At 46.5% G+C, this 25,369-nt stretch carries 27 protein-coding genes; 22 read left to right on the top strand and 5 right to left on the bottom strand.

The window, feature by feature from the left end; all coding sequences use genetic code 11:
* Positions 1-7 precede the first annotated feature (7 nt).
* The 12 genes from prkA (at position 8) to NYE42_RS04635 (ending at position 11,035) form a co-directional block, all read left to right on the top strand.
* Positions 8-1,903: a serine/threonine protein kinase PrkA gene (prkA, locus tag NYE42_RS04580; protein ID WP_003155391.1), complete on the top strand. Its 1,896-nt coding sequence runs from the start codon at positions 8-10 to the stop codon at positions 1,901-1,903.
* 190 nt (positions 1,904-2,093) lie between these two features.
* Entirely contained in the window at positions 2,094-3,278 is a 1,185-nt protein-coding gene (gene yhbH, locus NYE42_RS04585) for a sporulation protein YhbH (protein ID WP_007408433.1), read from the top strand.
* A 180-nt stretch (positions 3,279-3,458) separates the two neighbouring features.
* Positions 3,459-3,923: a MarR family transcriptional regulator gene (locus NYE42_RS04590; protein ID WP_003155389.1), complete on the top strand. Its 465-nt coding sequence runs from the start codon at positions 3,459-3,461 to the stop codon at positions 3,921-3,923.
* A gap of 36 nt (positions 3,924-3,959) precedes the next feature.
* Entirely contained in the window at positions 3,960-4,625 is a 666-nt protein-coding gene (locus NYE42_RS04595; RefSeq protein ID WP_007610259.1) for an HlyD family secretion protein, read from the top strand.
* A gap of 40 nt (positions 4,626-4,665) precedes the next feature.
* The gene (locus NYE42_RS04600; protein WP_003155387.1) at positions 4,666-6,261 is read left to right on the top strand and encodes an MFS transporter; all 1,596 of its coding nucleotides are present in this window, start codon (positions 4,666-4,668) and stop codon (positions 6,259-6,261) included.
* A 24-nt stretch (positions 6,262-6,285) separates the two neighbouring features.
* On the top strand, positions 6,286-6,819 hold the full coding sequence (locus NYE42_RS04605; protein WP_003155386.1) for an NAD(P)H-dependent oxidoreductase: 534 nt from the start codon (positions 6,286-6,288) through the stop codon (positions 6,817-6,819).
* A gap of 12 nt (positions 6,820-6,831) precedes the next feature.
* Complete coding sequence (locus NYE42_RS04610; RefSeq protein ID WP_003155385.1) at positions 6,832-7,203, top strand: hypothetical protein; 372 nt, start codon at positions 6,832-6,834, stop codon at positions 7,201-7,203.
* A gap of 120 nt (positions 7,204-7,323) precedes the next feature.
* Complete coding sequence (locus tag NYE42_RS04615) at positions 7,324-8,091, top strand: hypothetical protein (RefSeq protein WP_012117148.1); 768 nt, start codon at positions 7,324-7,326, stop codon at positions 8,089-8,091.
* 2 nt (positions 8,092-8,093) lie between these two features.
* On the top strand, positions 8,094-8,471 hold the full coding sequence (locus tag NYE42_RS04620) for a GntR family transcriptional regulator (protein ID WP_012117149.1): 378 nt from the start codon (positions 8,094-8,096) through the stop codon (positions 8,469-8,471).
* Complete coding sequence (locus NYE42_RS04625; RefSeq protein WP_025284469.1) at positions 8,461-9,177, top strand: ABC transporter ATP-binding protein; 717 nt, start codon at positions 8,461-8,463, stop codon at positions 9,175-9,177. Before NYE42_RS04620 ends, NYE42_RS04625 begins: the two co-directional genes overlap by 11 nt.
* Positions 9,178-10,095 carry an ABC transporter ATP-binding protein gene (locus NYE42_RS04630; protein WP_352426796.1) on the top strand — a complete coding sequence of 306 codons (918 nt, stop codon included), beginning with the start codon at positions 9,178-9,180 and terminating at the stop codon, positions 10,093-10,095.
* Positions 10,088-11,035 (top strand): ABC transporter permease, encoded by a 948-nt coding sequence (locus NYE42_RS04635; protein WP_025284471.1) that lies wholly within the window; start codon positions 10,088-10,090, stop codon positions 11,033-11,035. The genes NYE42_RS04630 and NYE42_RS04635 overlap by 8 nt, the downstream gene beginning before the upstream one ends.
* 91 nt (positions 11,036-11,126) lie before the next feature.
* Here NYE42_RS04635 and cspB read toward each other — a convergent pair whose 3' ends face one another.
* Positions 11,127-11,327, bottom strand: a complete 201-nt coding sequence (gene cspB / locus NYE42_RS04640; protein ID WP_003155376.1) for a cold shock-like protein CspB — start codon at positions 11,325-11,327, stop codon at positions 11,127-11,129.
* Between the two features lie 382 nt (positions 11,328-11,709).
* On the opposite strand from cspB, the gene NYE42_RS04645 reads away from it, so the two are divergent.
* Positions 11,710-12,540 (top strand): MetQ/NlpA family ABC transporter substrate-binding protein, encoded by an 831-nt coding sequence (locus NYE42_RS04645; RefSeq protein WP_352426797.1) that lies wholly within the window; start codon positions 11,710-11,712, stop codon positions 12,538-12,540.
* Positions 12,541-12,556: 16 nt separating this feature from the next.
* Here the strand turns inward: NYE42_RS04645 and NYE42_RS04650 are convergent, their stop codons facing one another.
* A complete protein-coding gene (locus NYE42_RS04650) occupies positions 12,557-13,636 on the bottom strand; it encodes a diguanylate cyclase (RefSeq protein ID WP_352426798.1) in 1,080 nt (359 codons plus the stop codon).
* Positions 13,637-13,788: 152 nt separating this feature from the next.
* Here NYE42_RS04650 and NYE42_RS04655 point away from each other — a divergent pair, with 152 nt between their 5' ends.
* Positions 13,789-15,180, top strand: coding sequence for an L-cystine transporter (locus NYE42_RS04655; protein WP_251257045.1), 1,392 nt, complete (start codon positions 13,789-13,791; stop codon positions 15,178-15,180).
* A 67-nt stretch (positions 15,181-15,247) separates the two neighbouring features.
* Here NYE42_RS04655 and NYE42_RS04660 read toward each other — a convergent pair whose 3' ends face one another.
* Positions 15,248-15,826 (bottom strand): hypothetical protein, encoded by a 579-nt coding sequence (locus NYE42_RS04660; RefSeq protein ID WP_225045698.1) that lies wholly within the window; start codon positions 15,824-15,826, stop codon positions 15,248-15,250.
* A 144-nt stretch (positions 15,827-15,970) separates the two neighbouring features.
* On the opposite strand from NYE42_RS04660, the gene NYE42_RS04665 reads away from it, so the two are divergent.
* Complete coding sequence (locus tag NYE42_RS04665; RefSeq protein WP_003155362.1) at positions 15,971-16,510, top strand: YhcN/YlaJ family sporulation lipoprotein; 540 nt, start codon at positions 15,971-15,973, stop codon at positions 16,508-16,510.
* A gap of 120 nt (positions 16,511-16,630) precedes the next feature.
* Positions 16,631-17,650 (top strand): hypothetical protein, encoded by a 1,020-nt coding sequence (locus tag NYE42_RS04670; protein ID WP_342497268.1) that lies wholly within the window; start codon positions 16,631-16,633, stop codon positions 17,648-17,650.
* Here the strand turns inward: NYE42_RS04670 and NYE42_RS04675 are convergent.
* On the bottom strand, positions 17,533-18,198 hold the full coding sequence (locus NYE42_RS04675) for a spore coat protein (protein WP_007408445.1): 666 nt from the start codon (positions 18,196-18,198) through the stop codon (positions 17,533-17,535). The genes NYE42_RS04670 and NYE42_RS04675 overlap by 118 nt on opposite strands.
* A gap of 192 nt (positions 18,199-18,390) precedes the next feature.
* On the opposite strand from NYE42_RS04675, the gene NYE42_RS04680 reads away from it, so the two are divergent.
* Both NYE42_RS04680 and NYE42_RS04685 read left to right on the top strand, forming a co-directional pair.
* On the top strand, positions 18,391-20,445 hold the full coding sequence (locus NYE42_RS04680; protein WP_144664036.1) for a 5'-nucleotidase C-terminal domain-containing protein: 2,055 nt from the start codon (positions 18,391-18,393) through the stop codon (positions 20,443-20,445).
* The gene (locus NYE42_RS04685; RefSeq protein WP_061581855.1) at positions 20,442-21,038 is read left to right on the top strand and encodes a class D sortase; all 597 of its coding nucleotides are present in this window, start codon (positions 20,442-20,444) and stop codon (positions 21,036-21,038) included. Before NYE42_RS04680 ends, NYE42_RS04685 begins: the two co-directional genes overlap by 4 nt.
* On the opposite strand, the gene NYE42_RS04690 is transcribed toward NYE42_RS04685, so the two are convergent.
* Positions 21,035-21,943, bottom strand: a complete 909-nt coding sequence (locus NYE42_RS04690) for an RluA family pseudouridine synthase (RefSeq protein ID WP_042635004.1) — start codon at positions 21,941-21,943, stop codon at positions 21,035-21,037. The two genes, NYE42_RS04685 and NYE42_RS04690, sit on opposite strands and share 4 nt — an antisense overlap.
* A 109-nt stretch (positions 21,944-22,052) precedes the next feature.
* Between NYE42_RS04690 and NYE42_RS04695 the strand changes: the two genes are divergently transcribed.
* The 4 genes from NYE42_RS04695 to NYE42_RS04710 all read left to right on the top strand — a co-directional run bounded on the left by NYE42_RS04695 (position 22,053) and on the right by NYE42_RS04710 (position 25,349).
* A complete protein-coding gene (locus NYE42_RS04695) occupies positions 22,053-22,448 on the top strand; it encodes a DUF5365 family protein (RefSeq protein ID WP_029325982.1) in 396 nt (131 codons plus the stop codon).
* Positions 22,449-22,578: 130 nt separating this feature from the next.
* Positions 22,579-23,001 (top strand): CBS domain-containing protein, encoded by a 423-nt coding sequence (locus NYE42_RS04700; RefSeq protein ID WP_007408449.1) that lies wholly within the window; start codon positions 22,579-22,581, stop codon positions 22,999-23,001.
* Positions 23,002-23,128: 127 nt separating this feature from the next.
* Positions 23,129-23,818 carry an HAD family hydrolase gene (locus NYE42_RS04705; protein WP_003155347.1) on the top strand — a complete coding sequence of 230 codons (690 nt, stop codon included), beginning with the start codon at positions 23,129-23,131 and terminating at the stop codon, positions 23,816-23,818.
* A complete protein-coding gene (locus tag NYE42_RS04710; RefSeq protein WP_003155346.1) occupies positions 23,811-25,349 on the top strand; it encodes a bifunctional GNAT family N-acetyltransferase/carbon-nitrogen hydrolase family protein in 1,539 nt (512 codons plus the stop codon). The genes NYE42_RS04705 and NYE42_RS04710 overlap by 8 nt, the downstream gene beginning before the upstream one ends.
* The last annotated feature ends 20 nt before the right edge of the window (positions 25,350-25,369 follow it).

Below are 25,369 nucleotides of genomic sequence, written 5' to 3' on the forward strand. Positions count from 1 at the left end.
GGTTCTTATGGATATATTAAAGAAAATTGAAAAGTACAGAGAGGAAGAGCAGCGTCTCAAATGGGAAGGGACGTTCGCTGATTATTTGGAGATCATAAAAGAAAATCCATTGGTCGCGCAGTCTGCTCATTCTCGTGTTTTTAATATGATAAAAGACAGCGGAATCGAGGAGGATGACGGTAAAAAGACATACAGCTTTTTCTCGCGGGAGCTGTTCGGCCTTGAGGAATCTCTGGAACGGCTCGTGGAGGAATACTTTCACCCGGCTGCCAAGCGGCTCGATGTAAGAAAACGGATTTTACTATTGATGGGACCCGTCAGCGGCGGAAAGTCAACTCTTGTCACCATGCTGAAAAAAGGGCTTGAAGCCTACTCATTGACAGACAACGGCGCTGTTTACGCCATTAAAGGCTGCCCGATGCATGAAGATCCTCTCCATCTCATTCCCCATCATCTGCGCGACGACTTCTACAGAGAATACGGCATCAGAATTGAGGGCAGCCTTTCTCCGCTTAATGTCATGCGGCTTGAAGAAGAATACGGCGGCAGAATTGAGGATGTAAAGGTTGAACGTATATTCTTCTCGGAGGATAAACGTACCGGAATCGGAACCTTCAGCCCGTCTGACCCGAAATCACAGGATATCGCCGACTTGACGGGGAGTATTGATTTTTCAACGATTGCCGAATACGGCTCAGAATCAGATCCGCGCGCTTATCGGTTTGACGGTGAATTAAATAAAGCGAACCGCGGAATGATGGAGTTTCAGGAAATGCTGAAATGCGATGAAAAATTTCTGTGGCACCTTCTGTCACTCACGCAGGAAGGGAATTTCAAAGCCGGACGGTTTGCGCTCATCTCAGCCGACGAATTGGTTGTTGCGCATACGAACGAAACGGAGTACCGCTCGTTTATTGCCAATAAGAAAAATGAAGCCCTTCACTCCAGGATCATCGTGATGCCTGTTCCTTATAATTTAAAGGTGTCAGAGGAAGAACGGATTTATGAAAAAATGATTTCTGAAAGTGATGTTTCTGACGTACACATCGCCCCCCATACATTAAAAGTGGCCGCGATGTTTTCTATTTTGACCCGGCTGAAGGAACCGAACCGCTCTGATATTGATCTCGTCAAAAAAATGAGGCTCTATGACGGAGAAAGCGTTGAAGGTTACAATTCCGTTGATCTGGAGGATATGAAGAAGGAATTCCATGATGAAGGAATGAGCGGAATTGACCCGCGCTATGTCATCAACCGCATTTCCTCAACAATTATCAGAAAAAATATGGAATCGATCAATTCGCTTGACGTGCTGCGTTCCTTGAAAGAAGGACTCGACCAGCATCCGTCCATCTCCGCCGAGGACAAAGAGCGGTATATGAATTTTATTTCCGCCGCCAGGAAAGAGTACGATGACATCGCTAAAAAAGAAGTGCAGAAGGCGTTCGTCTATTCATATGAAGAATCCGCGAAAACTCTCATGGACAATTATTTAGATAATGTGGAAGCGTACTGCAATAAAAATAAGCTCCGCGATCCGCTGACGGGTGAAGAAATGAATCCTGACGAAAAACTGATGAGATCCATTGAAGAGCAGATCGGCATTTCAGAAAACGCGAAAAAAGCGTTCCGCGAAGAAATTTTAATCCGCATATCCGCCTATGCAAGAAAAGGAAAACGCTTTGACTATAATTCGCACGAAAGACTCCGCGAGGCGATTCAGAAAAAGCTGTTCGCAGACTTAAAAGATGTGGTGAAAATTACGACCTCCACCAAAACGCCGGATGAGCAGCAGCTTAAAAAGGTCAATGAGGTAGTGGCAAGGTTAATAGATGAACACGGCTATAATTCGACTAGCGCTAATGAACTGCTGAAGTATGTCGGAAGCTTGTTAAACCGCTGATGTTTGATTTCATTGAGAGGCCCGTCTGTAAAAGGACGGGTTCTTTTGTCTGTTTTTCACAATTGTTTGTCAATTGGAGAGTCCGGCCGGCATAAGATAAAAATAAATCTTTTCGCCGGACTTGTTTCATAAACAGGACCAAGCCGGAATACACATGTAAAACGACCATAACGGTTAAGGAGGGGAATTCATGTCCCGTAATGACAGCGGAAATTTTTTGATTTCAGAGGAAGACTGGTCCCTCCATCGCAAAGGCTTTGACGACCAGCAGCGCCACCAAAAGAAAGTACAGGAAGCGATAAAAAACAACCTTCCGGACCTTGTTACTGAGGAAAGCATTATTATGTCCAACGGAAAAGATGTCGTGAAAATCCCGATTCGTTCGCTTGATGAATATAAAATCCGTTATAACTATGATAAAAATAAACATGTCGGCCAAGGCGACGGCGACAGCGAAGTCGGCGATGTCGTCGCAAGAGACGGCGCAGATAAAAAGCAGGGGGCCGGAAAAGGCCAGGGAGCAGGCGATCAGGCAGGCGAGGATTATTATGAAGCGGAAGTTTCATTGATGGATCTGGAAGAAGCGCTGTTTCAGGAATTAGAACTGCCGAATCTGCAGCAAAAGGAAAGGGACAATATCGTCCATACCGATATCGAGTTCAATGATATCCGGAAAACCGGGCTGACAGGGAATATCGATAAGAAAAGGACGATGCTGTCGGCCTATAAACGAAACGCCATGACAGGCAAGCCGTCGTTTTACCCTATTTATCCGGAAGATCTGAAATACAAAACATGGAATGATGTGACGAAGCCGGAATCGAAAGCTGTCGTTTTAGCGATGATGGATACAAGCGGTTCGATGGGCGTATGGGAAAAGTATATGGCGAGGAGCTTCTTTTTTTGGATGACACGATTTTTACGGACAAAGTATGAAACGGTTGATATCGAATTTATCGCTCACCATACGGAAGCGAAGGTTGTGTCCGAAGAAGATTTTTTCTCGAAAGGCGAGAGCGGGGGCACCATCTGTTCCTCCGTTTACCGGAAGTCTCTTGAATTAATTGATGAAAAATATGACCCCGCCCGCTACAACATCTATCCCTTTCATTTTTCAGACGGAGATAACCTGACTTCGGATAACGCCCGGTGCGTAAAGCTCGTCAATGACATCATGAAAAAATCGAATCTGTTCTGTTACGGTGAGGTCAATCAATATAACAGGCATTCCACCCTCATGTCCGCCTATAAAAATGTCAAAGATGATAAATTTAAATACTACATCCTGAAACAGAAATCAGACGTATTTCAAGCGCTGAAAAGCTTTTTTAAAAATGAGGAAGCCGGTGTAAGCAAAGCATCGTATGAAATATAAAGCCGAGTGAAGAATCGTGCGGCCGCGGTTCTTCACCCGGCTTTTTTAAATTAAAAATAAAGAGAAAAAACGGCATAAAAAAAATCCTTAAAAAATGAAACTTTTCTCTTTACAAACCTTCTTTCATTTATTAATATTTTATCTTGTGAACTATTATTAAGGGAATGAGGTGAAAATACGGTGATTGAATCAGAGCTCGCTTTGCTCAGTTTTGAACAACTGTTTGATACTTCCAGATCGATTTACAAAAAGCAGAAAATGATTCTGGAGACAGTTCTTGAACCTTTTGATATTACAGTGCTGCAGTATCTGCTGATGTTCAAAATACATAAGAGCAAAAGCACGCAGCTTTCAAGGCTGGCTTTGTCGCTTGATCTGAAACCGGCGTCTGTCACGAGAATGACCGATATTCTGTATAAGCGCCGCCTAATGGTTCGGAGCGACTATCACGACGACCGGCGTGTTGTTATGATTCAGTTAACCGAAGAGGGGGAAGAACTTCTAAAGAAAGCTGCTGTTCAATATGCCGAAAAAGCGGCGGTCTTATACCGGCAGCTCAATACCGCTGAACTGCAGTACCTGCGCAAGCTTGCGGAAAGTTTAACGAAGCTTGCAAACGGCTGTGCAGTGAAAAACGGAAAATAAAAAAATCCCCACATATTTTTATCATCATTCCACAAAATGATAGAGGAAGAAACGAAAGGAGAAAACAAAATGAACAGAGGACGTTTAATTCTGACCAACATTATCGGTTTGATTGTTGTTCTTGCAATTATAGGCGGAGGTGCTTACTACTATTATCAAAGCACACACTATGTAAAAACCGATGAAGCAAAAGTTGCCGGCGACATGGCTGCTATCACAGCTCCTGCTGCGGGTAAAGTAACTGACTGGAACCTTGATGAGGGGAAAGAAGTAAGCAAAAACGACGTTGTTGCAAAAATCAAAGGACAGCAAAATGCTGACGTAAAAGCCATCATGGATGGAACAATCGTGAAAAACGAAGTGAAAAACGGCCAAATGGTGCAAGCCGGTACGACAATTGCCCAGGAAATTGACATGAAACACCTTTACATCACTGCAAACATTAAAGAAACAGACATTAGAGACATTGAAGTAGGAAACAAAGTAGACGTAATTGTTGACGGCGACCCTAATACAACATTTGACGGAACAGTAGAAGAAATCGGTTATGCGACAAATTCAACATTTGATATGCTGCCTTCTTCAAACTCAAGCGGCAACTACACAAAAGTAACGCAAAAAGTTCCTGTTAAAATTTCACTCAGCAACCCATCTGACAAGGTGCTTCCTGGTATGAACGCATCTGTAAAAATCTCTGAATAATACAGATCAGTCATCAAACCATGAAGGGAGGTTGTCTTAGGTGGCTAAATCAGATAATCAAGTAAAAAGTCCTAAAACATTGCTTATTGTGCTTATGGCCGGGTTATTCCTGGCGATCTTGAACCAAACGCTTCTTAACGTGGCGATGCCGCACTTAATGACCGAGTTCGGTGTGAGTGCGACGACGATTCAGTGGCTTACGACCGGATACATGCTGGTCAACGGTGTTTTGATTCCGTTATCTGCGTTCTTAATTACCCGGTTCGGACAGAGAAGCCTCTTTCTCGTAGCCATGTTCTGTTTTACAGCGGGAACGTTAGTCTGCGGAATCGCGCCTAACTTCTCAACCATGCTGATCGGCCGGTTAATTCAGGCGGTCGGCGGCGGTATCCTGCAGCCGCTGGTCATGACAACCATTCTGCTTATCTTCCCGCCTGAAAGCAGGGGGAAAGGAATGGGGATTTTCGGTCTTGCGATGATGTTTGCTCCGGCGGTCGGACCGACTCTTTCCGGCTGGATCATCGAGCATTACACATGGCGCATTATGTTCTACGGCCTTGTTCCGATCGGGGCAATCGTTATTATCATAGCGTTCTTCCTCTTTAAGAACTTGGTGGAACCGCAAAAAATCAAACTCGACAGCTTGGGTGCGATTCTATCCATTGTCGGATTTGCCTCATTGCTTTACGGAGTCAGTGAAGCGGGCAGCGACGGCTGGGGAGATCCGATCGTGCTGTCTACCGTCATTGTCGGTGTCATCGCGATTGCCGCGTTTGTCATTCAGCAATTGCGCTCTGAAAAACCGATGCTCGACTTCCGGGTATTTAAATATGATATTTTCTCACTTTCCAGTGTGATTAACATCATTATTACCGTTGCGCTTTACACAGGAATGTTCCTGCTTCCGATTTACCTGCAGAACTTAGTCGGCTTTACGGCGCTGCAATCGGGCCTCTTGCTATTGCCGGGCGCGATTGTCATGCTGATCATGTCGCCGATTTCCGGTATTCTGTTTGACAAAATCGGTCCGAGACCGCTTGCGATTATCGGGCTGGTCATCACGGTCGCAACGACATTCCAGTACACAAAATTGACAATTGACACACCTTACACGCACATTATGCTTGTCTATGCCATCCGCGCATTCGGTATGTCACTGTTAATGATGCCTGTTATGACAGCCGGAATGAACCAGCTTCCGGCACGGTTGAACAGCCACGGCACGGCGATGAGCAACACGCTCCGCCAGATCAGCGGTTCAATCGGAACAAGTTTGATCACAACGATTTATACGAACCGTACGACAATGCACTATTCGCAGATTGCGGATAAAACGAGCACGGCTGATCCAAGCTTCATGCAGTCGTTCCAAAGCGCGGTTTCGAATTTAATGGTCAACATGAACATGTCGCTTGATGCGGCGAAACAAACCGTTTATTCTTATCTCTACAAAACAGCTTCACTTAATTCCAACGTTATGGGGATTAATGACGCGTTTATGTGGGCGACGATCTTTGCGGTTATCGGCGTAGTCCTGAGCCTGTTCTTGCGTGACGTACGGAAAGACAAACAGCGGGCGAAGAAAAAAGAGGAGCTGTCATTGCTTCCGGCCCCTAAAGAAGTGAAGGAATCTTAATCATCTGAATGGGAGGTTTCCTGAATGAAAATTTACGTAGTGTACGATAGTGAAGGCGAACATACAAAACACCTTGCTGAAGCCATTGCCGAAGGAGCGCGAGAAAACGCTGAGGCTGAAGTCCTGATCGATCATGTCGATCAAGCAGACATCCGCAAGCTGAAAGACATGGATGCCATTATCTGGGGATGTCCGGGTCACTTTGGCACCATCAGTTCAGGCTTAAAAGCGTGGATCGACAGACTCGGCTATCTGTGGGCTGAAGGCGAGCTGATTGATAAAGTCGGCGCCGTATTCTGTACGACGGCGACAACACATGGCGGATTAGAAATGACAATGCACAATCTGATCACTCCTATGTTTCACCAAGGCATGATTGTTGTCGGACTTCCCGGCAACGTTCCTGAAAACGCGCTGTACGGCTCTTACTACGGCGCGGGCGTCACATGCCCGGTTGACAGCGATGTGCTGATGACGGAAGAAGGCCTTCAATTAGGCCGTGCGCTTGGCAGACGTGTCAGCCAAGTCACAGGTAATCTAACTGCCGGACGACAGTAAGGAGAGGGTTATATGGCCATTATTATAGCGGTTATTGCTGCTGTCATTGTGATTGCACTTCTTATCACATTCAATGTCCGCAGCACTTCTGCAGGACAGGATGTCAAAGAAGAAAAGAGAGAAGCGATCGGCACTACAGCCGAACAGCCGGAAAAGCATGATCCGGCCGAGGAGCGCTCAGCCGAGCATGCTCCCGTCGTTGTAAAATCTGAATCTCCCCGTGAGAAAAAGAATACAATGGGCGATGATGTGTACCGTCAGGCGCTTCAGAAGTTTAAGACTTCTGAGACGGATCAGGAACCAAACGATCCTGATAGCGGCGGCAAAATGCAGGATAGCAGCTATCGTGATGCGCTGCTCTCCTTAAAAAACAAAAAGAAGTAATTGGAAAGGCAAATCTGCGTAAGAGCGGATTTGTCTTTTTTTTTATTGAAGATATTGTAATACGTGATGATCTAGTGTACTATGTTACTCATACACTTGATCCGAATGGAGAGAGAAAGAATGACATCGTTTTTAGGTTTGCTGAAAAAAGATGCGAAAGTTTCATGGATTTGGCTCGCGGTGTGGCTTTGCGGCATGATTTGCTGGGCGTTTGCAGCCCACGTCATCGCTGCCCGTCAGAAAGAACCGCTCGTCATTTTCGGCTTTTTTACGGCAATGGGGTTTTTTCAATTTCTTGTAGCGCCGCTTTTTATGTACTATCACCTTCATAAAGAAGGAAAAAATCAGCTGTGGCTTTACAATCCGAATGGAGGATTTTATCTGCTGGCTTCCAAGCTGACGGCCTCACTGCTGTATCAGTTGATCGGGCAGCTGGCGCTGACCGGTTACGGCATTTGGATGTACCGGATGCTTTCTGCAAAAGGAGCGCTGGAACACACCATTCCCCTGGCCGGCACATTAACCGGACTGAATGCTTACCTGCTGATCAGTTCAGCGTATTTATCTGTGATCGTGGCCGTATTTTGGACTGTTTTTCACTCATTAAAACATGTTCCCGTCCTCCGGTGGGTGATCTGCATCGTGCTTGCGTTTGTCTGGACCTATATTGACGATAAAATCATTACGCCATTCACTTCATCTCAACATGATTTATGGCCGGTAAAAGTGTATGCGGATTTTGATTTTCACTATACAAAATTGACCGGCTGGACGGTGGAGCTGAAGGCCGTCCACATCTCGCTTTTCAGCTTCCTGGCAGTGATCGTGCTTGCGGCGCTCTGTCTCGCGCTGGCCTCTATGCTGCTGAATCGAAAGGTTGAGGTGTAATGATGGAGAATGAATTTCAGTCATCCAAGCCGATTTATCTGCAGATTGCCGATCGTGTATATTACCGGCTGATCCGAAGTGAGCTTTCACCGGGGGACAAACTGCCGTCCGTAAGGGAGATGGCCGTACAGATGAAAGTGAATCCGAATACGATACAAAGAACGTACAGTGAAATGGAAAGGCTGGGGATCGTGGAGACGAGAAGAGGACAGGGAACCTTTATAGCGGAAAGGTCCGATCTGAAAGCGGAGCTGAAAGACAGGCTGACTAAAGACGTTTTCAAACGCTTTATTCAGGAAATGGCGGAGCTGGGGTTATCTCCTGAGGAAATGATCGACGGGATCAAACAATATGCGGAGGAAGCAAACGATGAATCTTGATTTTGAACGCGTAACAAAAAAATACGGCCGCAGGCTCGCGGTCAGCGATGTATCATTTTCATTGTCTCCGGGTAAAATCTACGGAATTTTAGGGCCGAACGGAAGCGGTAAATCAACAACGCTTAAAATGCTTGCCGGGCTTGCGTTCCCGACCTCGGGCGCCGTCCGGATCGGAGACTGCGCAGTAAGCAGGAACATGCTGTTTCGTACGGCTTATTTAACCGAACATGATATGTTTTTCGCCCGGACGACCGTCGGTGATATGCTCACATTTTATCATTCGCAATTCCCGGATTTTCAGCTGGAAAAAGCACATAACCTATTAACGGAAATGAATCTTTCAGCGAAGCAGAAGATAAAAGAGCTGTCCAAAGGCAGCCGGGGCAGGCTGAAAATCGTTTTGGCCCTGTCGAGAAAAGCATCCGTCATTCTGCTGGATGAGCCGTTTTCAGGTCTTGATCCGGCTGTCAGAGAATCGATTGTCAACAGTCTCGTATCTTATATTGATTTTGACAGCCAGATCGTCGTCATCGCCACGCATGAGATCGGCGAGATTGAGACGCTGTTAGACGAAGTGATGGTTTTCATAAAAGGGAAAATCGCTGAACGGCGCGAGGTCGAAGAAATTCGGGAACAGGAAGGAATGTCCGTGCTGCAATGGTACAGAAGCGTCATGCAGGCGCACGAAATAGAAGGGGGATTCTAATTGGAAACGGTATTAGAACTGCAACAGGTAAAGAAAACGATAAAAGGACGAACGATTATTCATGATCTGAGCTTCTCCGTCCGGGCGGGCGAAGTGTTTGGGTTTCTAGGGCCGAACGGAGCGGGGAAAACCACTACGATCAGAATGATGGTCGGATTAATGAAACTGTCTCAGGGAGACATCGTAATCTGCGGGGAATCCATTACGAAAAACTATGCAAAAGCGGTCAGGCACGTCGGAGCCATCGTGGAAAACCCGGAACTGTACAAATTCCTGAGCGGTTATAAAAATTTACAGCAGTACGCAAGGATGGTAAAAGGCGTTACGAAAGAAAAAATAGATGAGGTCATCGAGCTCGTCGGGTTGCAGGACAGAATACATGACAAAGTAAAAACCTACTCTCTCGGAATGAGACAGCGTCTCGGCCTCGCCCAAAGCCTGCTGCATAATCCTAAGGTGCTGATTCTGGATGAACCGACAAACGGCCTTGATCCCGCGGGCATTAGGGAAATCAGGGACCATCTGAAAAAGCTGACACGTGAAAAAGGAATGGCTGTCATCGTCTCAAGCCATCTGCTGTCAGAAATGGAGTTAATGTGCGACCGAATCGGCATTCTGCAAAAAGGGGAGCTTGTCGATATTCAAAAAGTAAGGGATGAAGGAAAAGAGGATAAAGATACATACTTCTTCCGTATTGAACAAAGAGAAGAGGCTCTGGCCGTTCTGAGTCAGTTTGACTGTGCGAAGAAGACAAACGGCATTGAGATCAAGCTGTCAAAACAGGAAGTGCCTGATGTGATTTCACTGCTCGTCCGTGAAAACATCCGCTTATATGAAGTGAAAATCATGACAAAATCTTTGGAAGACCGTTTCTTGGAGATTACCGGCGGGACGAAAGAGGAGGTTCAATATGTTTAAGCTGATCTATAATGAATGGATAAAAATTTTCAGCCGCGTCGGCACGTGGGCTATGATTGTAATTTTAGGCGTTTCGATGATCGGTTTTGCGCTTCTGTCAAACCATTTCACCTCGAGCGAAGCCAATCCGAATTGGAAACAGGAGCTCCAGGCCGAAAACAAAGAAATGAAACAGCAGATGAAGGAAACCGGAAACCAGACGCTCATTGATAACCTGAAACAGAATGTCGCGATCAATCAATACCGTATGGATCATAACATCCCTGAGGATACAGGGTACACAGTGTGGTCATACGTAGCTGATTCTTCGATGATGACGGTTTTGACCGGGCTGTTTACGATTATCATTGCCGCAGGCATCGTGGCGAATGAGTTCAACTGGGGCACGATCAAGCTGCTTGCCATCCGTCCGCTCAGCCGTTTTCAGATTTTGCTATCTAAATATATGACGGTGCTGCTGTTCGGACTGCTGATGCTTGTGATTTTATTTGCCGGCTCCGCTCTGCTGGGATTGGTCTTTTTCGGTACAGGGGGAGATACTGCGGCTGATGTTCATCTCGTATACAAAGACGGCCATGTTTTTGAGCAAAATATCATCGCTTTCCTCGCTAAAACATATGTCTATGAATCTGTCTCCGCTTTTATGCTTGCGACGATGGCGTTTATGCTGTCTGCGGTATTCCGGAACAGCTCATTAGCGGTCGGATTTTCTATTTTTCTATTGGTTATGGGGAACACGGCGACTGTATTTCTTGCCACGAAATTTGAATGGACCAAATATATTTTATTCGCCAATACGGATTTGTCGCAATATATGAACGGGACTCCTTTAGTAGAGGGGATGACGATGACATTTTCGGTTGTGATGCTTGTGATTTACTTCGTTATTTTTCTGGCGCTCGCATTCGGCGTCTTCTTAAAACGCGATATTGCCACCTGATATAAAAAAGCTGTTTTGCCTTTGCAAAACAGCTTTTCGTTTTAGATGAAAAAAACCCTGCCGGCGTACACCGGCAGGGTTTTTAAACAATTTATGCTTTTGTTACGTTAGCAGCTTGTGGTCCGCGGTTTCCTTCAACGATTTCGAAAGAAACAGATTGGCCTTCTTCTAAAGTTTTGAAGCCTTCGCCTTGAATAGCAGAGAAGTGAACGAATACATCGTCTTGACCTTCTACTTCGATGAATCCGAATCCTTTTTCAGAGTTGAACCATTTTACTTTACCTTCTAACATGAAATTTCCTCCTAAAGCGACATAACGCTTAAATTCACTATTCTTGCTCTAAAACAAACTTCCAAGACGAAAACTCTTACAAAACTTTCTTCTTAAAGATAGTTCGAACAAAAATAATTACCTTTACTCTACCAGTAATTCGAAGAAAAAACAACTGCTAAATGTAACTTTTTTCGAAATAACATGTTTTAAGAGGAGAACGCTCTGGTACGGAAATCTGATTTGAGACTAGAACAGCCCATTTTCAGCTGATAAAAACCGCTTTGCAGCCTCTTAAGGAAGCAATTGACAACCCTTTTTTAAATCGGTATTGTATGTAATCATGAGCCCGAATACCATGGTGCAGCCTCTGTACATAAAAATAGATAGGGAGTAGGTCAACTTGAACCTGCGGCTTATAAACAGTCTGTTTCTTATCATTTTGATCATATCACTTACTTCATGCCATTATCCTGACAGGAACCGGACAATTACTATCGGAATCAATGAATCTGATCAATCGATCTGGGAGTTTGTCGCGAAAAAAGCCGGTGAGAAAGGATTGCAGCTTTCTTTGGTAACGTTTTCGGATTATGCCGAGGCCGTTTTGGCGCTTGCCGGCGGGGATCTCGACGCCAATGCGTTTCAATCCGTTTCTTATTTTGAATCTTTGCCGCCTCATGTGAAAAAGAAGCTGGCTCCTTTAGGAACGACATATGCGGCATCGCTGGGGGTGTATTCCAAGCAACATAAACGGCTGAAGGATATACCGGACGGAGCGGTCATTGCCGTGCCTGGTGAAGCGGCGGCCTTCGGCAGGGCGCTTTTTCTCATGCAGGAGGCCGGACTGATGACATTGAAAAAGGGATTCACCGGTACGGGTTCAACTGATATGATCAAGGACAACCCGAAGCATCTGACATTAAAAACGGAAACAAAAAAGAACGCATATCAGGCGGCGGAACATGCTGACGCAGCAGTTCTCAGTCAAAGCGAGGCGAAAAGAGCAGGATTTCATGCGGAGAAGGACGCGCTGATCCGATCGGCGCAAATGAAGGAAGCGTATATTCATCTGATCGCCGTCAGAGCTGAGGATAAAGATGATGAACGGATGCAAAAACTCCTGTCTTTGTATCAATCAGATGATACCGCGGCGTTTATTGAAAAAGAATATGAGGGCAGCCTGATTCCTGTTTTCCTGAGAGGCGGCTTTCTCACTGAAAAGAAAGAATGATTTCCTCTTCGGGCGATCATTCTTTTTTTTCAGTGCTGCACACTTGATTGCGCCCTGATGTTTTCGCTTTGTACAGCATCCGGTCTGCGATCAGGGGCAATGTCTGAGGATCCGATGTATTTGTCGGATAATGCGCGATGCCGAGGGAAACGGTCACGGGAATTGTATCTCCGCTCGTCAGCAGAATCGGGTTCGCGTCAATCGTCTGCCTGATTTCTTCTGCGAGGTGAAGCCCTTTCGTATACGTGCAATTGGGCATAAGCACGGCAAATTCTTCCCCGCCGATGCGGGCTGACGGATCAGAACTGCTGAGTAAGAACCTCAGACGCGTCCCCAGTTCCTTCAGTACTTGATCCCCTTCATAATGGCCGTATTGATCATTGATTTGCTTAAAGTGATCAATATCCAAATAAATAAGCGCGAGCTGAGACGAGGGGGATTGAGACGCCCGATCGTACAGAACGCGCGAGACTTCCTCGAATTTTCTCTTATTAAAAATCCCCGTCAGAAAATCATAATTCGCTTGAAACTTGTATTGCTTGAACAAAAGGCGGGCATCGGCTTCGTGTTTAATGATATACAGCGACAGCATTCCGCCCAAGACGGAAATGAGCCAATAATAAACGAGAGCCCCGGCAGGCTGTTCGGGCATAAGAAACAGCAGCGTCAGGGTGAAAATAACATTTGAAAAAAGCAGCATAACGAACGCCATTTTGTGATCCGGCTTTTTTCCTCTGAGGACGGCTGCAGAAAGTATCGCAATAACCCCGACGGCGACGATGGAAAAAATGGCGCTGGCATTGAAATTGATCAGGATACGGCCTGCGACGATAATCGCAAAGGCGGCTGCCGTAGACACCCAGCCTCCGTAAAGAGCGGCGATGATAATGGGGATATTTCTGAGATCAATGATGGAATCGGAGTAAGAAAAGCCGAAAGCAATCAGAAAAACCCCTAAAAGCCCGCAGACCGTCCCCTTCAGTAATTGAAACATCAGACGGTCTTCTTTATACGAAAGCGACTCTTTAAAGAGAAGGGTGAAGAGATAATTAAATGTAATTAAAATCGTTAAATTAAGAAACAGTTCCTTCAGCATAACAATCACCCTTATATAAGTTACTAGAGAAAGGGTGGAAAGAAAAGAGAAAAGTCTATAGAAATACATATTTTGTCAATTCTTACTTGACCGATCGGAATTCATATAATATAGTGTTAAAGGATAAATGAGCAAGGGAGTGTTTACCTGTTTTGGAGAATTTATTTATAGTCTTACATGTTTTCATTATGCTTTTGCTTATAGCAGGTCTGTTTGTGATGCAAAAAAAACACGTTTCCTTTTCTAAACGTGTCTTTACCGCGCTCGGACTAGGCATTGTATTCGGTTTTGCACTGCAATTGATTTACGGGCCGGCTTCACATATCGTGACACAAACGGCCGATTGGTTTAATATCGCCGGCGGCGGTTATGTCAAATTGCTTCAGATGATCGTCATGCCGCTAGTCTTTATTTCTATTCTCGGCGCATTTACGAAGCTGAAACTGACCCATAACATCGGGAAAATCAGCGGACTGATCATCGGAATTTTGATCGCTACGACAGCAATTGCTGCGGCAGTCGGAATTGTTTCGGCGCTTTCCTTTGATCTGAAAGCCGTTCATATCGACCAGGGAAGCACCGAGTTATCAAGAGGCCAGGAGCTGCAGCAAAAATCTGAGGATATGACGGCCAAAACGCTGCCTCAGCAAATCGTTGAGCTTCTGCCGGGAAATCCGTTTCTTGATTTCACGGGGGCCAGACCGACTTCCACCATCGGAGTCGTTATTTTCGCCGCTTTCCTCGGCATCGCTTTTCTGGGCGTGAAACGGAAGCAGCCGGAGCACGCTGCGACTTTCAGCGGAATTGTCGATGCGGTATACGCGATTATTATGCGCGTCGTGACATTAATTTTAAGACTGACGCCTTACGGGGTATTGGCGATTATGACCAAAACGATCGCGACAAGCGACATCGACAGCATTGCGAAACTGGGGATGTTTGTGATCGCTTCATACGCCGCGCTTATCGCCATGTTTATCATTCACTTGCTGCTGATCACGTTCAGCGGTTTAAATCCGATCACATACGTGAAAAAAGCATTTCCGGTTATGGTGTTTGCGTTTACGTCCCGTTCAAGCGCAGGGGCTTTGCCGCTTAATATTAAAACACAAAAAAGCATGGGCGTCCCGGAAGGAATTGCGAACTTCGCCGGTTCATTCGGCTTATCGATCGGTCAAAACGGCTGTGCCGGCATTTACCCGGCGATGCTCGCGATGATGATTGCGCCGACAGTAGGACAAAACCCGTTTGAACCGGGATTTATCATCTCCGTCATCGCCATCGTGGCAATCAGTTCATTCGGTGTAGCAGGCGTGGGAGGCGGCGCGACATTTGCGGCTCTGCTCGTCCTATCCGCTTTGAACATGCCTGTCGCGCTTGCCGGGCTGCTCATTTCAATTGAGCCGTTAATTGACATGGGGCGCACCGCCTTAAATGTCAGCGGCAGTATGACCGCAGGGCTGTTAACAAGTAAAATGACGAAGGAAACCGATACCGCGGTGTACAATGATTCCACAATCGTCATTGAAACTGAAGAAGCTTAATAAAAAAGCAGATAGCACTAAAACGAAAAATCCTTCATCGTTGAACGAATGAAGGATTTTTTCGTTTCTAATGATTTCCGGGTTCAATTTCTTCCAGCATATTCATCACGGTGCTGTCATTTAAAACATTCACCGCGCTTTCTTCGAAGTGAATCGGCTCGGTATAGTGAGGCTTCGGCGAAGTTTCTTTACTGCGGCTGCGGTCTGCCTGTCCGTCCGTATGGGATGAGCCGGAGTGATTGCGGGAAGTCTGCTCATGCTGCTGTCCGCCGGATTCCCCGCCGAACGCCTGTTTGATCAGCTCGGCAGGCTGCAATGAGCCGGTTTGTGAATGCCGGGCTTTGTCCGTGTGCTGCTGTCCGCCGGATTCCCCGCCGAAAGCTTGTTTGATCAGCTCGGCAGGCTGCAATGAGCCGGTTTGTGAATGCCGGGCTTTGTCTGCGTGCTGCTGTCCGCCGGATTCCCCGCCGAACGCCTGTTGAATCAGGTCAGCAGGCTGCATGGAGTGTGTGCCATCTTTATGCTGCATTCTGCCTGAAACCATTCCGGAGATTTTCCGGCGGATTTCGGGTGATAAAGCTGCAATCAGAATCGATGATCCGATCAGCAGCGCTGTCGGGCTGATACCGCTTTTTTTTCTGAACAAGTTAAATCCCTCCTCATTCAATTGATTACGCTTACCTTTCCCTTTCCTTCTGATATTTATCCAAACCGCTCAGGATGCAAACGGCGTGCATAAATCCCGCCGAATAGAAAAACCTATACGTAAAGTGAGAAAGGAGGAATTCACATGATAAAAAAGCAAGCAGTTATCTCTGCCCTTCTTCTGCCGATGCTGATTACCGCAGGGTGCAGTATGGGGAACCAAGGAGAAGGAAAACGAAATGACAACCGCACCCAGAATGTAAATTACCGCAACACGCCTAACGACGGTGCGACAAATATGAATACAGTGAACCGTCATAACCAAAACACCGATCACAATGACAATCGTAACCTGAGAGTGGCTGATAAGGCCGCCGACAAGGTGACTGATTTAAAAGAGGTTAAAAATGCGACTGTGATCGTTGCCGGAAACAGCGCATATGTTGCCGTTGTTTTGACAAACGGGCAAAAAGGCGCCATCGCCAACCATTTGAAAAATAAGATTACCGATAAGGTAAAATCAGCCGATAAACATGTCCGGACTGTATATGTATCAGCGAACCCGGACTTCGTTGAACGCATGCAAGGCTACGGAAAACGAATCCAAAACGGACATCCTGTATCCGGTCTGTTTGATGAATTCGGTCAAATGGTGCAGCGTGTATTCCCAAACCCCAATAAATAAATGAATGGAAAAGCCGCATTTGCTGCGGCTTTTTTATTTTATCTGCCGTCACGACCCAGCGCTCCTGAGCATAAAGTAAAGAATGAGATGAAAATGAAAGGATCGGGGAGGGGAGCTTGTTTGCGTGACGGCATGGGGAAACGGGCGGCATTCACTCTGATCCTGTGCGGAGTCCTTGTCATATTGGCTGTCAGTTCAGCCGTTTCAGTAAGTATGATGTACGTCCTGTCAGGCCAAAACAGCCGCTCTGTTCCGACGAAGGAACAAGTGACTGAACACATGAATAAAGAAATTTACAAACATACAGCGATTTACTATACGGCGGATGAAAAGCCGCTCTTGGATCTGACCAAGCTTACGCTGGACCACGCAAAGCGTATCAATCAAATCATTGTCGGCTATAAAGGTGCAGCGCCGCTAGAACTCATTTTCTTTTCGGATGAAGCTGAAATGGAGCAATATTCAGGATTGAAAAATGTAGTCGGTTTTTATTCAGAACAGGAGCAGATGATGGGGCTTTTGCCTGAAGAGAAAAAACAGCTTTTGAAAAAAGATGAGCTGGCCGTTTTCATGTATAAGCAATTGATTATACATGAATATACACACTACGCGTTTCATCAAAAAACGCGGCAATTGGGGACGGATACGTCTGTATTTCCGCTTTGGTTTCATGAGGGGCTGAGCGAGTGGGTCGCGCATTATGATGTAGTCATTGATCCGATTGCATTTTCCGTCGTGCCGTTTGATCAATTAACGACCGACCGAAAATGGCAGAAATCGCGTATGGAATATGAAACGGATGTCTATTTGCAAAGCTTCTATATGATAAAGGACTTAACCGACACATTCGGAGAAGGCATTATCTTAACCATTATCAACAAAACCGCCGAAACACAGGATTTTGAAAAAGGCTTTGAAGCGGCTACGAAAGAAAGCCTGAAACGATTTGAACATGATTTCATAAAAGCATATGAAAAAAAGAAAACGGCGTTGGAGAGTCAGGTTTCCAACGCCGTTTTTATTCAATGGAGGTTTTGCTGCTGCTGTCCCATTTGTCCTTTAATCGGAGGCATTTGCGGCTGTCCCTGGGCCGGTGCAAATGAATTCAGCATGGTCTGCATATCTTGTGCATTGAGCTGAGGAACCTGATAATAACCGTGTTTGTTTTGGTATAAGAAGATTTCATACGCCATTTCGACATATTGCTGAATTTGGGCGGAGAGCACTCTTCTAGTGACGGGATTGGTCATTTCAAGCGAGCTCATCGTCAAGAGAGAAGCTTGAGCTTTAATCAGGCCGAGCATATGGCCGCTGATCCCGAGATCTTTGACATCATTTAATGATTGATTCGGTTTTTTCGGCTGAGTCGGTTTTATACCGTAGACGGCCTGGTTCTGTTCCTTCATCATATATGTCGACGTTTCCTGAGAAGGCTTTTGGCCGGTCTTAAAGCATTCTGCCGTCAGATTATAGAGTCCGAGAATGAATTGATACTGGCGGTCAAGGATGTCGGCCAGCTGCTGATCCTGTATAAACTGTCTGAGCATCATAAATTGATCCAAAACGCCGACTGTTCCGGCCAGCACTTCATGCATATCGAAAAGCTCATGTCCTCCGTGATTCACTTGCGGTGAACCCGGGATCCCTTGATTTACTGGCGGCTGCTGCTGATTCTGCTGCTGTTCCACTGGTTGTTTTCCTCCTTCATGTCAAATCATCATTAAGATGTGAAAAAAGCCGATCCGTTATACATCAAGTCCTGTTTCGTTACGTGGGGATTATTTACTATTTTGCGCCAGCGAAGACAATCTTTACAAAAAAGTGATGTGATTTTTAAGAAAATAAGCTAACGTATTTCTTAGAAGACAGGGGGGAAATGAATGAAGAAAAAAAGGGGTATGCGTCTTTCGTGCTGTTTGCTGACGGTTTGTTTTTTGATGTTCAGTGTGAAAGATGCGGAAGCAATCGGACAAGCCGGCTCACTGAATGAAGCTAAAACAGATAAGGCCTATAAAGAACAGCAGACTGAAGACTCCGGCCGTGTCCCGCTCAGAATCATCAGTATGAATGATCTGCACGGAAAAATTGATCAGCAATATGAGCTTGACCTTAACGGAGACGGTAAACCGGATGGCACGTTCGGGCGGATGGACTACGCCGCAGCGTACATTAAAAAGGCGAAAGCCGAGAAAGAACACGCCTTTGTCGTGCATGCGGGCGATATGATCGGGGGCAGCTCTCCCGTGTCAGCCCTTTTTCAGGATGAACCGACAGTAGAATTGATGGAAGACATCGGTTTTGATGTCGGAACTGTCGGCAATCACGAATTCGATGAAGGAACGAATGAGCTTAAACGGATCATCAATGGAGGAGATCATCCGGACGGTAAGGGGACAAGCGGTTATGACGGACAAAATTTCCCGCTCGTCTGCGCCAACTGTAAACTGAAGTCAGGGGAGTCCTTTCTGCCGCCGTATGAAATTAAATACGTTTCCGGAATTCCGGTCGCATTTATCGGGGTTGTAACCAGATCGGCGGCAGGCATGGTCATCCCGGACGGAATTAAAAATATTACGTTTACAGATGAGGTAAAGGCCGTCAATGACGCCGCCGCTGACCTGAAGAAAAAAGGAATTAAAGCAATAGCCGTGCTCGCCCATATGTCTGCTGAACAAAATGGCTCAGCTATCACGGGAGAATCCGCAAAGCTTGCAAGCGGAACAGACTCAGAGATTGATGTGATTTTCGCCGCGCACAATCATAAAGTCGTAAACGGAGAAATCAACGGCAAGCTGATCGTGCAGGCATTTGAATACGGAAAAGCAATCGGAATCGCCGATCTTGAACTTGATAAAGAGTCGAAGGATATCGTGAAAAAATCAGCGGAAATCCAATATATCGATCAAAGCAAAATCAAGCCTGACCCGGCTGCGGCAGGCATATTAAGCAAATATGAAGAGAAAGTGAAACCGATTATCAGCGAAGCAGTCGGGGAAGCGGCCCATGATATAACGGGCGGGTATTCAAATGACGGCGACACGGCGCTCGGAAATCTGATTGCCGACGGTATGAAAGCGAAGATGAAATCCGATTTTGCGCTTATGAATGGAGGAGGCATCCGGGACGGCATAAAAAAAGGGACGATTACATGGGGAGACCTTTATAATGTACAGCCGTTCGGCAATGTGCTGACGAAGCTTGAAATCAAAGGAAAAGATTTGCGGGAGATCATTAACGCGCAAATTTCTCCGGTGTACGGTCCGGATTACAGCATCAGCGGATTTTCCTATACATGGAACCCGGAAACCGGACAAGCGGTTGATATGAAGATGGCGGACGGGACAGACATACAGCCCGAAAAAGGATATACAGTAACAGTCAATCAATTTATGGCAACGGCAGCGGGGGCAAAATACGGTCCGATCGGGAAACTCGGCAAGAATCCGGTGACGGGGCCTGAGGATTTGGAAGCGACAGTAGACTATGTCAAAAGCTTTTCCGCGCCGATTTCTTATCAAACCGACGGCCGAATCCGCACGGCATCAGCCGCCGAAACACCTGATGACACTGGCAATCAGCCGGGAAGCGGGGAAACACCGGGCGGTACCAGGCCTGATAAAGGAGAAAAACCTCAAGCGGAAAAACCCGCTAAAAAACCGGATGCAGCAGAACAGCCTGATCAAACCAAAAAACCTGAACGTCCTGTCGTAGAAGAAACAGCATCTGATACAGTGCAGTCAATTCCCGAATCCCGTCCGGCGTCTGCCGCAAATTCGGAACAAAGCACAAAACAGACTGAAAGCGGCACACAAAAAGGCCGCCCATTGCCTGATACTTCAGCGGGCAGCCATCAGACGGCATTGGCCGGCCTGGTGATCACGGGTGCCGGCGTATATTGGCTTTTCAGAAAGAAAAGGGGAACCCGCACACGATGAACAAACTGAAACATATTCCGCTTCTCGTCATCATCGCCGGTATCATCATCACATGTTACGGAAGCTGGAAGATCATTGATTCACATATGAAAACGAACCAATCGCTTGAAGAAGCAAAAAAAGCAACAGAACCTGTATTGGAAAAGAACGAAACAAAAAGCGCTGTGCTGACACAGCGCAAAAAAGAATTTCACCCCGAAACGGGTGAGGCAAGCGGCATTTTAGAAATCCCTGAAATCGACGCTGAGCTCCCGATCGTCGAAGGGACTGACGCAGATGATTTAGCAAAAGGCGTCGGACATTATAAGGACAGCTATTATCCGGGCGATCACGGCCAAATTGTGTTATCCGGCCACAGGGACACGGTGTTCCGCCGGACCGGCGAACTGAAAAAAGGAGACAGACTGAACGTGATTTTGTCTTACGGCACGTTTTCTTATAAAATCAGCCGTACAAAAATCGTCAGCCGGGATGATACATCTGTCATCACCCTTCAGCACAAGCGGGAGGAACTGATCCTGACCACTTGCTATCCGTTTTCTTACATTGGAAATGCGCCGAAACGATATATTATATATGCCGACCCGGTTTAAGAAAAATACGTTTCGGTAAAATGAGCCAGATCAGCCGGCATCGGCGCCTCGGCAACGATTTCTTCTCCTGAGATCGGATGGACGACACTGACTTTTTTTGCGTGAAGCGCCTGCCTGTGAAACAGCGTCCTGCTTCCTCCGTACAGGTCATCGCCCGCCAACGGATGGCCGATGCTTGCCATATGAACCCTGATTTGATGTGTTCTCCCGGTTTCCAGTTCAAGCTCTGCCAATGTAAGCTGCGCACCGGGATGATAGCCTTTCACTTTGTAATGGGTGACGGCGGCTTGTCCGCCGGGTGAGACGCGCCGTCTGACGGAATGTGACCTGTCGCGTCCGATCGGCGAGTCAACCGTGCCTTTTTTCGGCGTGACTTTTCCTTCCGCCGCGGCGATATAGGTGCGTTTTAATGTTTTGGTTTCGAGCTGACGGTCAAGGATTGCATGGGCCAGGCGGTGTTTCGCGAAAACGACCGCGCCTGACGTGTCACGGTCAAGACGGTGAACGTGGCGCACTTTCGCCTGCTCGCCGTTGATTTGAAAATGGTAAGCGATCAGGTTGCTGAGGGTGCCGGTCTGACCCTCTTCATTTGGATGAGTCGGCATTCCCGCCGGCTTATTTGCAATCAGCATATGATTGTCCTCAAATAAAATGTCCGGCTCTCCGTATTCCGGAGTCACCGAAGAACCTGTTTTTTCCTGAAGATCAATGAATAAGCGATCTCCGGTTTTCAGTATGATGTTGTTTTTCGGGGATGTTCGATTCACCTGAATGCTTTCTTGGTTCATCCATTCCGTAATTACGGGTTTTGACGCCTGGAATTCAGATTTCAGGACTGAAAACAGCCATTGTCCGGCGTGCTTTTCCGTAATCAGGAATTCCAGACCGCGGTCATTTTGTTTCATATCATAAAGCTCCTTTTCAAGCGGAAAGCGGCTGTTTCAATAGGAAACACTTACCTTAGCTTTCGCGTTTTTTTCTATGCTATTCTTGATAAAGATTAAGGATATTCACATGGCAAGAAAGGTGATTGATGTGAGAATTGTGAACGCAGCGACTGACGGACAAGAAAGCGCGATACAAGAGCTTTCCTCTGAATTGTTTCAAAATGTCTTTCCTCTTTATTTCTCCGAACTGGAAATTCAGCGCTTTAAAAAAAGGGGCGTATTATCATTACAAAACCAACGTTACCAAGGAACTTTAAAAGAAGCGTTTCAAATTATGGCTTGTCTGCAAACGGTACATATCATGCTGTCAAAGCCGCACCCGGTATATGACGTCAAAGAGCGGGCGCTGTTTGATAAAAATTGCGCTTTGCTGAATGAATGCGGAATGAATTTTCCCTTTACCTATGATGATTTCGAGACAGGGGCCGGATCAGAAGCCTGCGGTCGCAGAAGGCTGATCTGACGGGTATAAAGAGCCTTTTGACAGGCTCTTTTTTGCTTCCTTGACATGATACCACAATTTCTTTCCTCTAACTCCCTTTATAATGAGACAAATCCCCGAGCATAATAAATGTCGAAAGGGGTGCTTTACAATGAGTTCAATCAAACAATCAATGACTACCCACGTGGCTACCGTTTCTCCCAATCAAACGATTCAGGAAGCGGCTGCGCTGATGCACCAGCATAATGTCGGAGCAATTCCCGTCGTTGACGGAGGGGAATTAAAAGGAATGCTGACAGACCGTGATATCGCATTGAGAACAACGGCTCAAGGCCGCGACGGCCAAACACCTGTTTCACACGTGATGTCTTCTGCAGTTGTATCCGGAAACCCGGAAATGAGTCTTGAAGAGGCGTCACATCTGATGGCCCAACACCAAATCCGCCGCCTTCCCATTGTCGATCAAAATCATCTGGTCGGGATCGTTGCGCTTGGAGACTTAGCGGTCGATCAGCGTTCAAATGAGTCTGCGGGAGCAGCTCTTTCCAATATTTCCAGTCAAAACACACAGTAACGGATGAAGAGAGCTTGCACTCATGCAGGCTCTTCTTTCCGTGAGAATGTTACATTTTGAACGCGAAAGAAATTCACGGTATAGTGTATACATAGGTCAGTACGTTTAGCTAAAGGAGCTGTAACCATTGATAAAAGCATTAATCTTTGATTTTGACGGGTTAATTTTAGATACAGAAACCCATGAATATGAAGTGCTGCAGGAAATGTTTGAGGAACACGGTTCAACATTGCCTTTATCCGTCTGGGGAAAGGTGATCGGAACGGCCGCGGGGTTTAAGCCGTTCGCATATTTAGAGGAGCAGCTGGGAAGAAAGCTCGATCATGATGAACTGACGGCGATCAGGCGCGGGCGCTTCGAACAGCGGATGAAGACGGAAACGGCGCGCCCCGGGGTGGAAGCTTATTTAGCCGCGGCAAAAGAATTAGGATTGAAGGTGGGGCTCGCGTCCAGCTCAGATTTCAAATGGGTATCGGGCCATCTGAAGGAATTAGGCCTGTTTGATGAATTTGAAGTGATTCAGACGGCTGACGACGTAGAAGAAGTGAAGCCGAATCCGGAGCTCTATCTGAAAGCTGCGGAACATTTAGGCGTTGAACCATCTGAATGTCTGGCCTTTGAGGATTCGGTCAACGGCTCTATCGCAGCCAAACGGGCCGGCATGAAATGTGTCATCGTGCCGAATAAGGTAACAAGCGCCCTGTTGTTTGAAGAATACGATCACAGACTGGAATCGATGGCGGAAATGGAACTTGAATTACTCTTACAGCGATTGAACGATCAAAACGAACCGGCAGGGGGAAGCAGCATTGTCTGAGAAACTTGATCTGACCCGTTTTGAAAAGAAAATGGTCATCCGAAATATGGAAGAGAAAGATATCAACAAAATTATTGAGCTGCAAAAGGATTGTTTTCCGGGGATGGAGCCGTGGGAGCCTGAGCATTTAATCAGCCATCTCGCGCACTTTCCGGAAGGTCAGTTTTGCGCCGAGTATGAAGGGGAAATTATCGGTTCATGCTCAAGCCTGATCATCAATTTCGATGAATATGATGACCGCCACACGTGGCAGGACATTACAGACGACGGTTATATCACGAACCACAACCCGGACGGATTGAATCTGTACGGGATTGAGGTAATGGTTCACCCGGAATACAGACGGATGAAAATCGGACACCGGCTGTATGAGGCGAGAAAAGACTTGGCGAGACGATTGAATCTGAAAAGCATCATTATCGGCGGGCGGATTCCGAATTATCATAAGTATGCGGAAGAAATGACGGCGAGAGCCTATGTCGAACAGGTGACGCGCCATCAGATTTATGATCCGGTGCTTTCTTTCCAGCTGATGAACGGATTTACGCTCATGCGGATCAATCCGAATTATCTCCCGGATGACACCGCGTCCATTAAATATGCGACATTAATGGAATGGAACAATGTCGATTACCTGCCGCAGTCGAAGCGCTATTACAAATCGGCATTTCCGGTGCGCATCTGCGTCATTCAATATGAAATGAAAAAGATTTACTCCTTCGAGGAATTTGCCAATCAGGTTGAATATTATGTCGATGTGGCTTCCGATGCAAGATCTGATTTCGCGGTGTTCCCGGAGATTTTCACGACGCAGCTGATGTCTTTCCTCGAGGAGCGTTCTCCGAGTCTGGCCATTCAGAGGATTACCGAATATACCGAGGACTATATCAGCCTCTTTACAGATCTCGCGGTGAAATATAACGTCAACATCATCGGCGGCTCCCACTTCGTTGAAGAAGAGGGGAAAATTTATAACATCGCCTACTTATTCAGACGTGACGGCACGATTGAAAAACAATATAAGCTTCACATTACGCCGAATGAGCGGAAATGGTGGGGCATCAGCGCCGGAGACAGGGTGCGCGTATTTGATACGGACTGCGGAAAGATCGCCATTCAGATCTGTTACGATATCGAATTTCCGGAGCTTGCGAGAATTGCAGCGGATCAAGGGGCGAAAATTATCTTTACGCCGTTCTGCACTGAAGACCGCCAAGGCTACTTGCGCGTAAGGTACTGCTCTCAGGCGAGAGCGGTTGAAAACCAAATTTACACCGTCATCTCAGGTACGGTCGGAAACCTGCCGCAAACAGAAAATATGGATATTCAATACGCGCAGTCAGCCATTTTTGCTCCGTCTGATTTTGAATTTGCCAGAGACGGAATCGTCGGTGAAACGAATCCGAATATCGAAATGGTCGTGATCGGGGACGTGGACCTTGAAATCTTAAGAAGGCAGCGTGAAAACGGAACCGTGCGCCAGCTGAAAGATCGGCGCAAAGATATTTACCGGATTACGCATCTGAAATAAAAAAACGCCCGCTCCGCTTA

The organism is Bacillus sp. FSL K6-2865 (assembly GCF_040311405.1).
GTDB classification, from domain to species: Bacteria; Bacillota; Bacilli; order Bacillales; family Bacillaceae; genus Bacillus; species Bacillus velezensis.

What these genes read in the sequence shown, in the direction of transcription:
- NYE42_RS04690 (WP_042635004.1), bottom strand. Translation starts at nt 21,943, where the DNA reads ATGAAACAAAATGACCGCGGTCTGGAATTCCTGATTACGGAAAAGCAC.
- NYE42_RS04595 (WP_007610259.1), top strand. Translation starts at nt 3,960, where the DNA reads ATGATAGAGGAAGAAACGAAAGGAGAAAACAAAATGAACAGAGGACGT.
- NYE42_RS04650 (WP_352426798.1), bottom strand. Translation starts at nt 13,636, where the DNA reads ATGCTGAAGGAACTGTTTCTTAATTTAACGATTTTAATTACATTTAAT.
- NYE42_RS04635 (WP_025284471.1), top strand. Translation starts at nt 10,088, where the DNA reads ATGTTTAAGCTGATCTATAATGAATGGATAAAAATTTTCAGCCGCGTC.
- NYE42_RS04700 (WP_007408449.1), top strand. Translation starts at nt 22,579, where the DNA reads ATGAGTTCAATCAAACAATCAATGACTACCCACGTGGCTACCGTTTCT.
- NYE42_RS04605 (WP_003155386.1), top strand. Translation starts at nt 6,286, where the DNA reads ATGAAAATTTACGTAGTGTACGATAGTGAAGGCGAACATACAAAACAC.
- NYE42_RS04695 (WP_029325982.1), top strand. Translation starts at nt 22,053, where the DNA reads ATGGCAAGAAAGGTGATTGATGTGAGAATTGTGAACGCAGCGACTGAC.
- NYE42_RS04680 (WP_144664036.1), top strand. Translation starts at nt 18,391, where the DNA reads ATGAAGAAAAAAAGGGGTATGCGTCTTTCGTGCTGTTTGCTGACGGTT.
- NYE42_RS04625 (WP_025284469.1), top strand. Translation starts at nt 8,461, where the DNA reads ATGAATCTTGATTTTGAACGCGTAACAAAAAAATACGGCCGCAGGCTC.
- yhbH (WP_007408433.1), top strand. Translation starts at nt 2,094, where the DNA reads ATGTCCCGTAATGACAGCGGAAATTTTTTGATTTCAGAGGAAGACTGG.
- NYE42_RS04665 (WP_003155362.1), top strand. Translation starts at nt 15,971, where the DNA reads ATGATAAAAAAGCAAGCAGTTATCTCTGCCCTTCTTCTGCCGATGCTG.
- prkA (WP_003155391.1), top strand. Translation starts at nt 8, where the DNA reads ATGGATATATTAAAGAAAATTGAAAAGTACAGAGAGGAAGAGCAGCGT.
- cspB (WP_003155376.1), bottom strand. Translation starts at nt 11,327, where the DNA reads ATGTTAGAAGGTAAAGTAAAATGGTTCAACTCTGAAAAAGGATTCGGA.
- NYE42_RS04685 (WP_061581855.1), top strand. Translation starts at nt 20,442, where the DNA reads ATGAACAAACTGAAACATATTCCGCTTCTCGTCATCATCGCCGGTATC.
- NYE42_RS04610 (WP_003155385.1), top strand. Translation starts at nt 6,832, where the DNA reads ATGGCCATTATTATAGCGGTTATTGCTGCTGTCATTGTGATTGCACTT.
- NYE42_RS04615 (WP_012117148.1), top strand. Translation starts at nt 7,324, where the DNA reads ATGACATCGTTTTTAGGTTTGCTGAAAAAAGATGCGAAAGTTTCATGG.
- NYE42_RS04620 (WP_012117149.1), top strand. Translation starts at nt 8,094, where the DNA reads ATGGAGAATGAATTTCAGTCATCCAAGCCGATTTATCTGCAGATTGCC.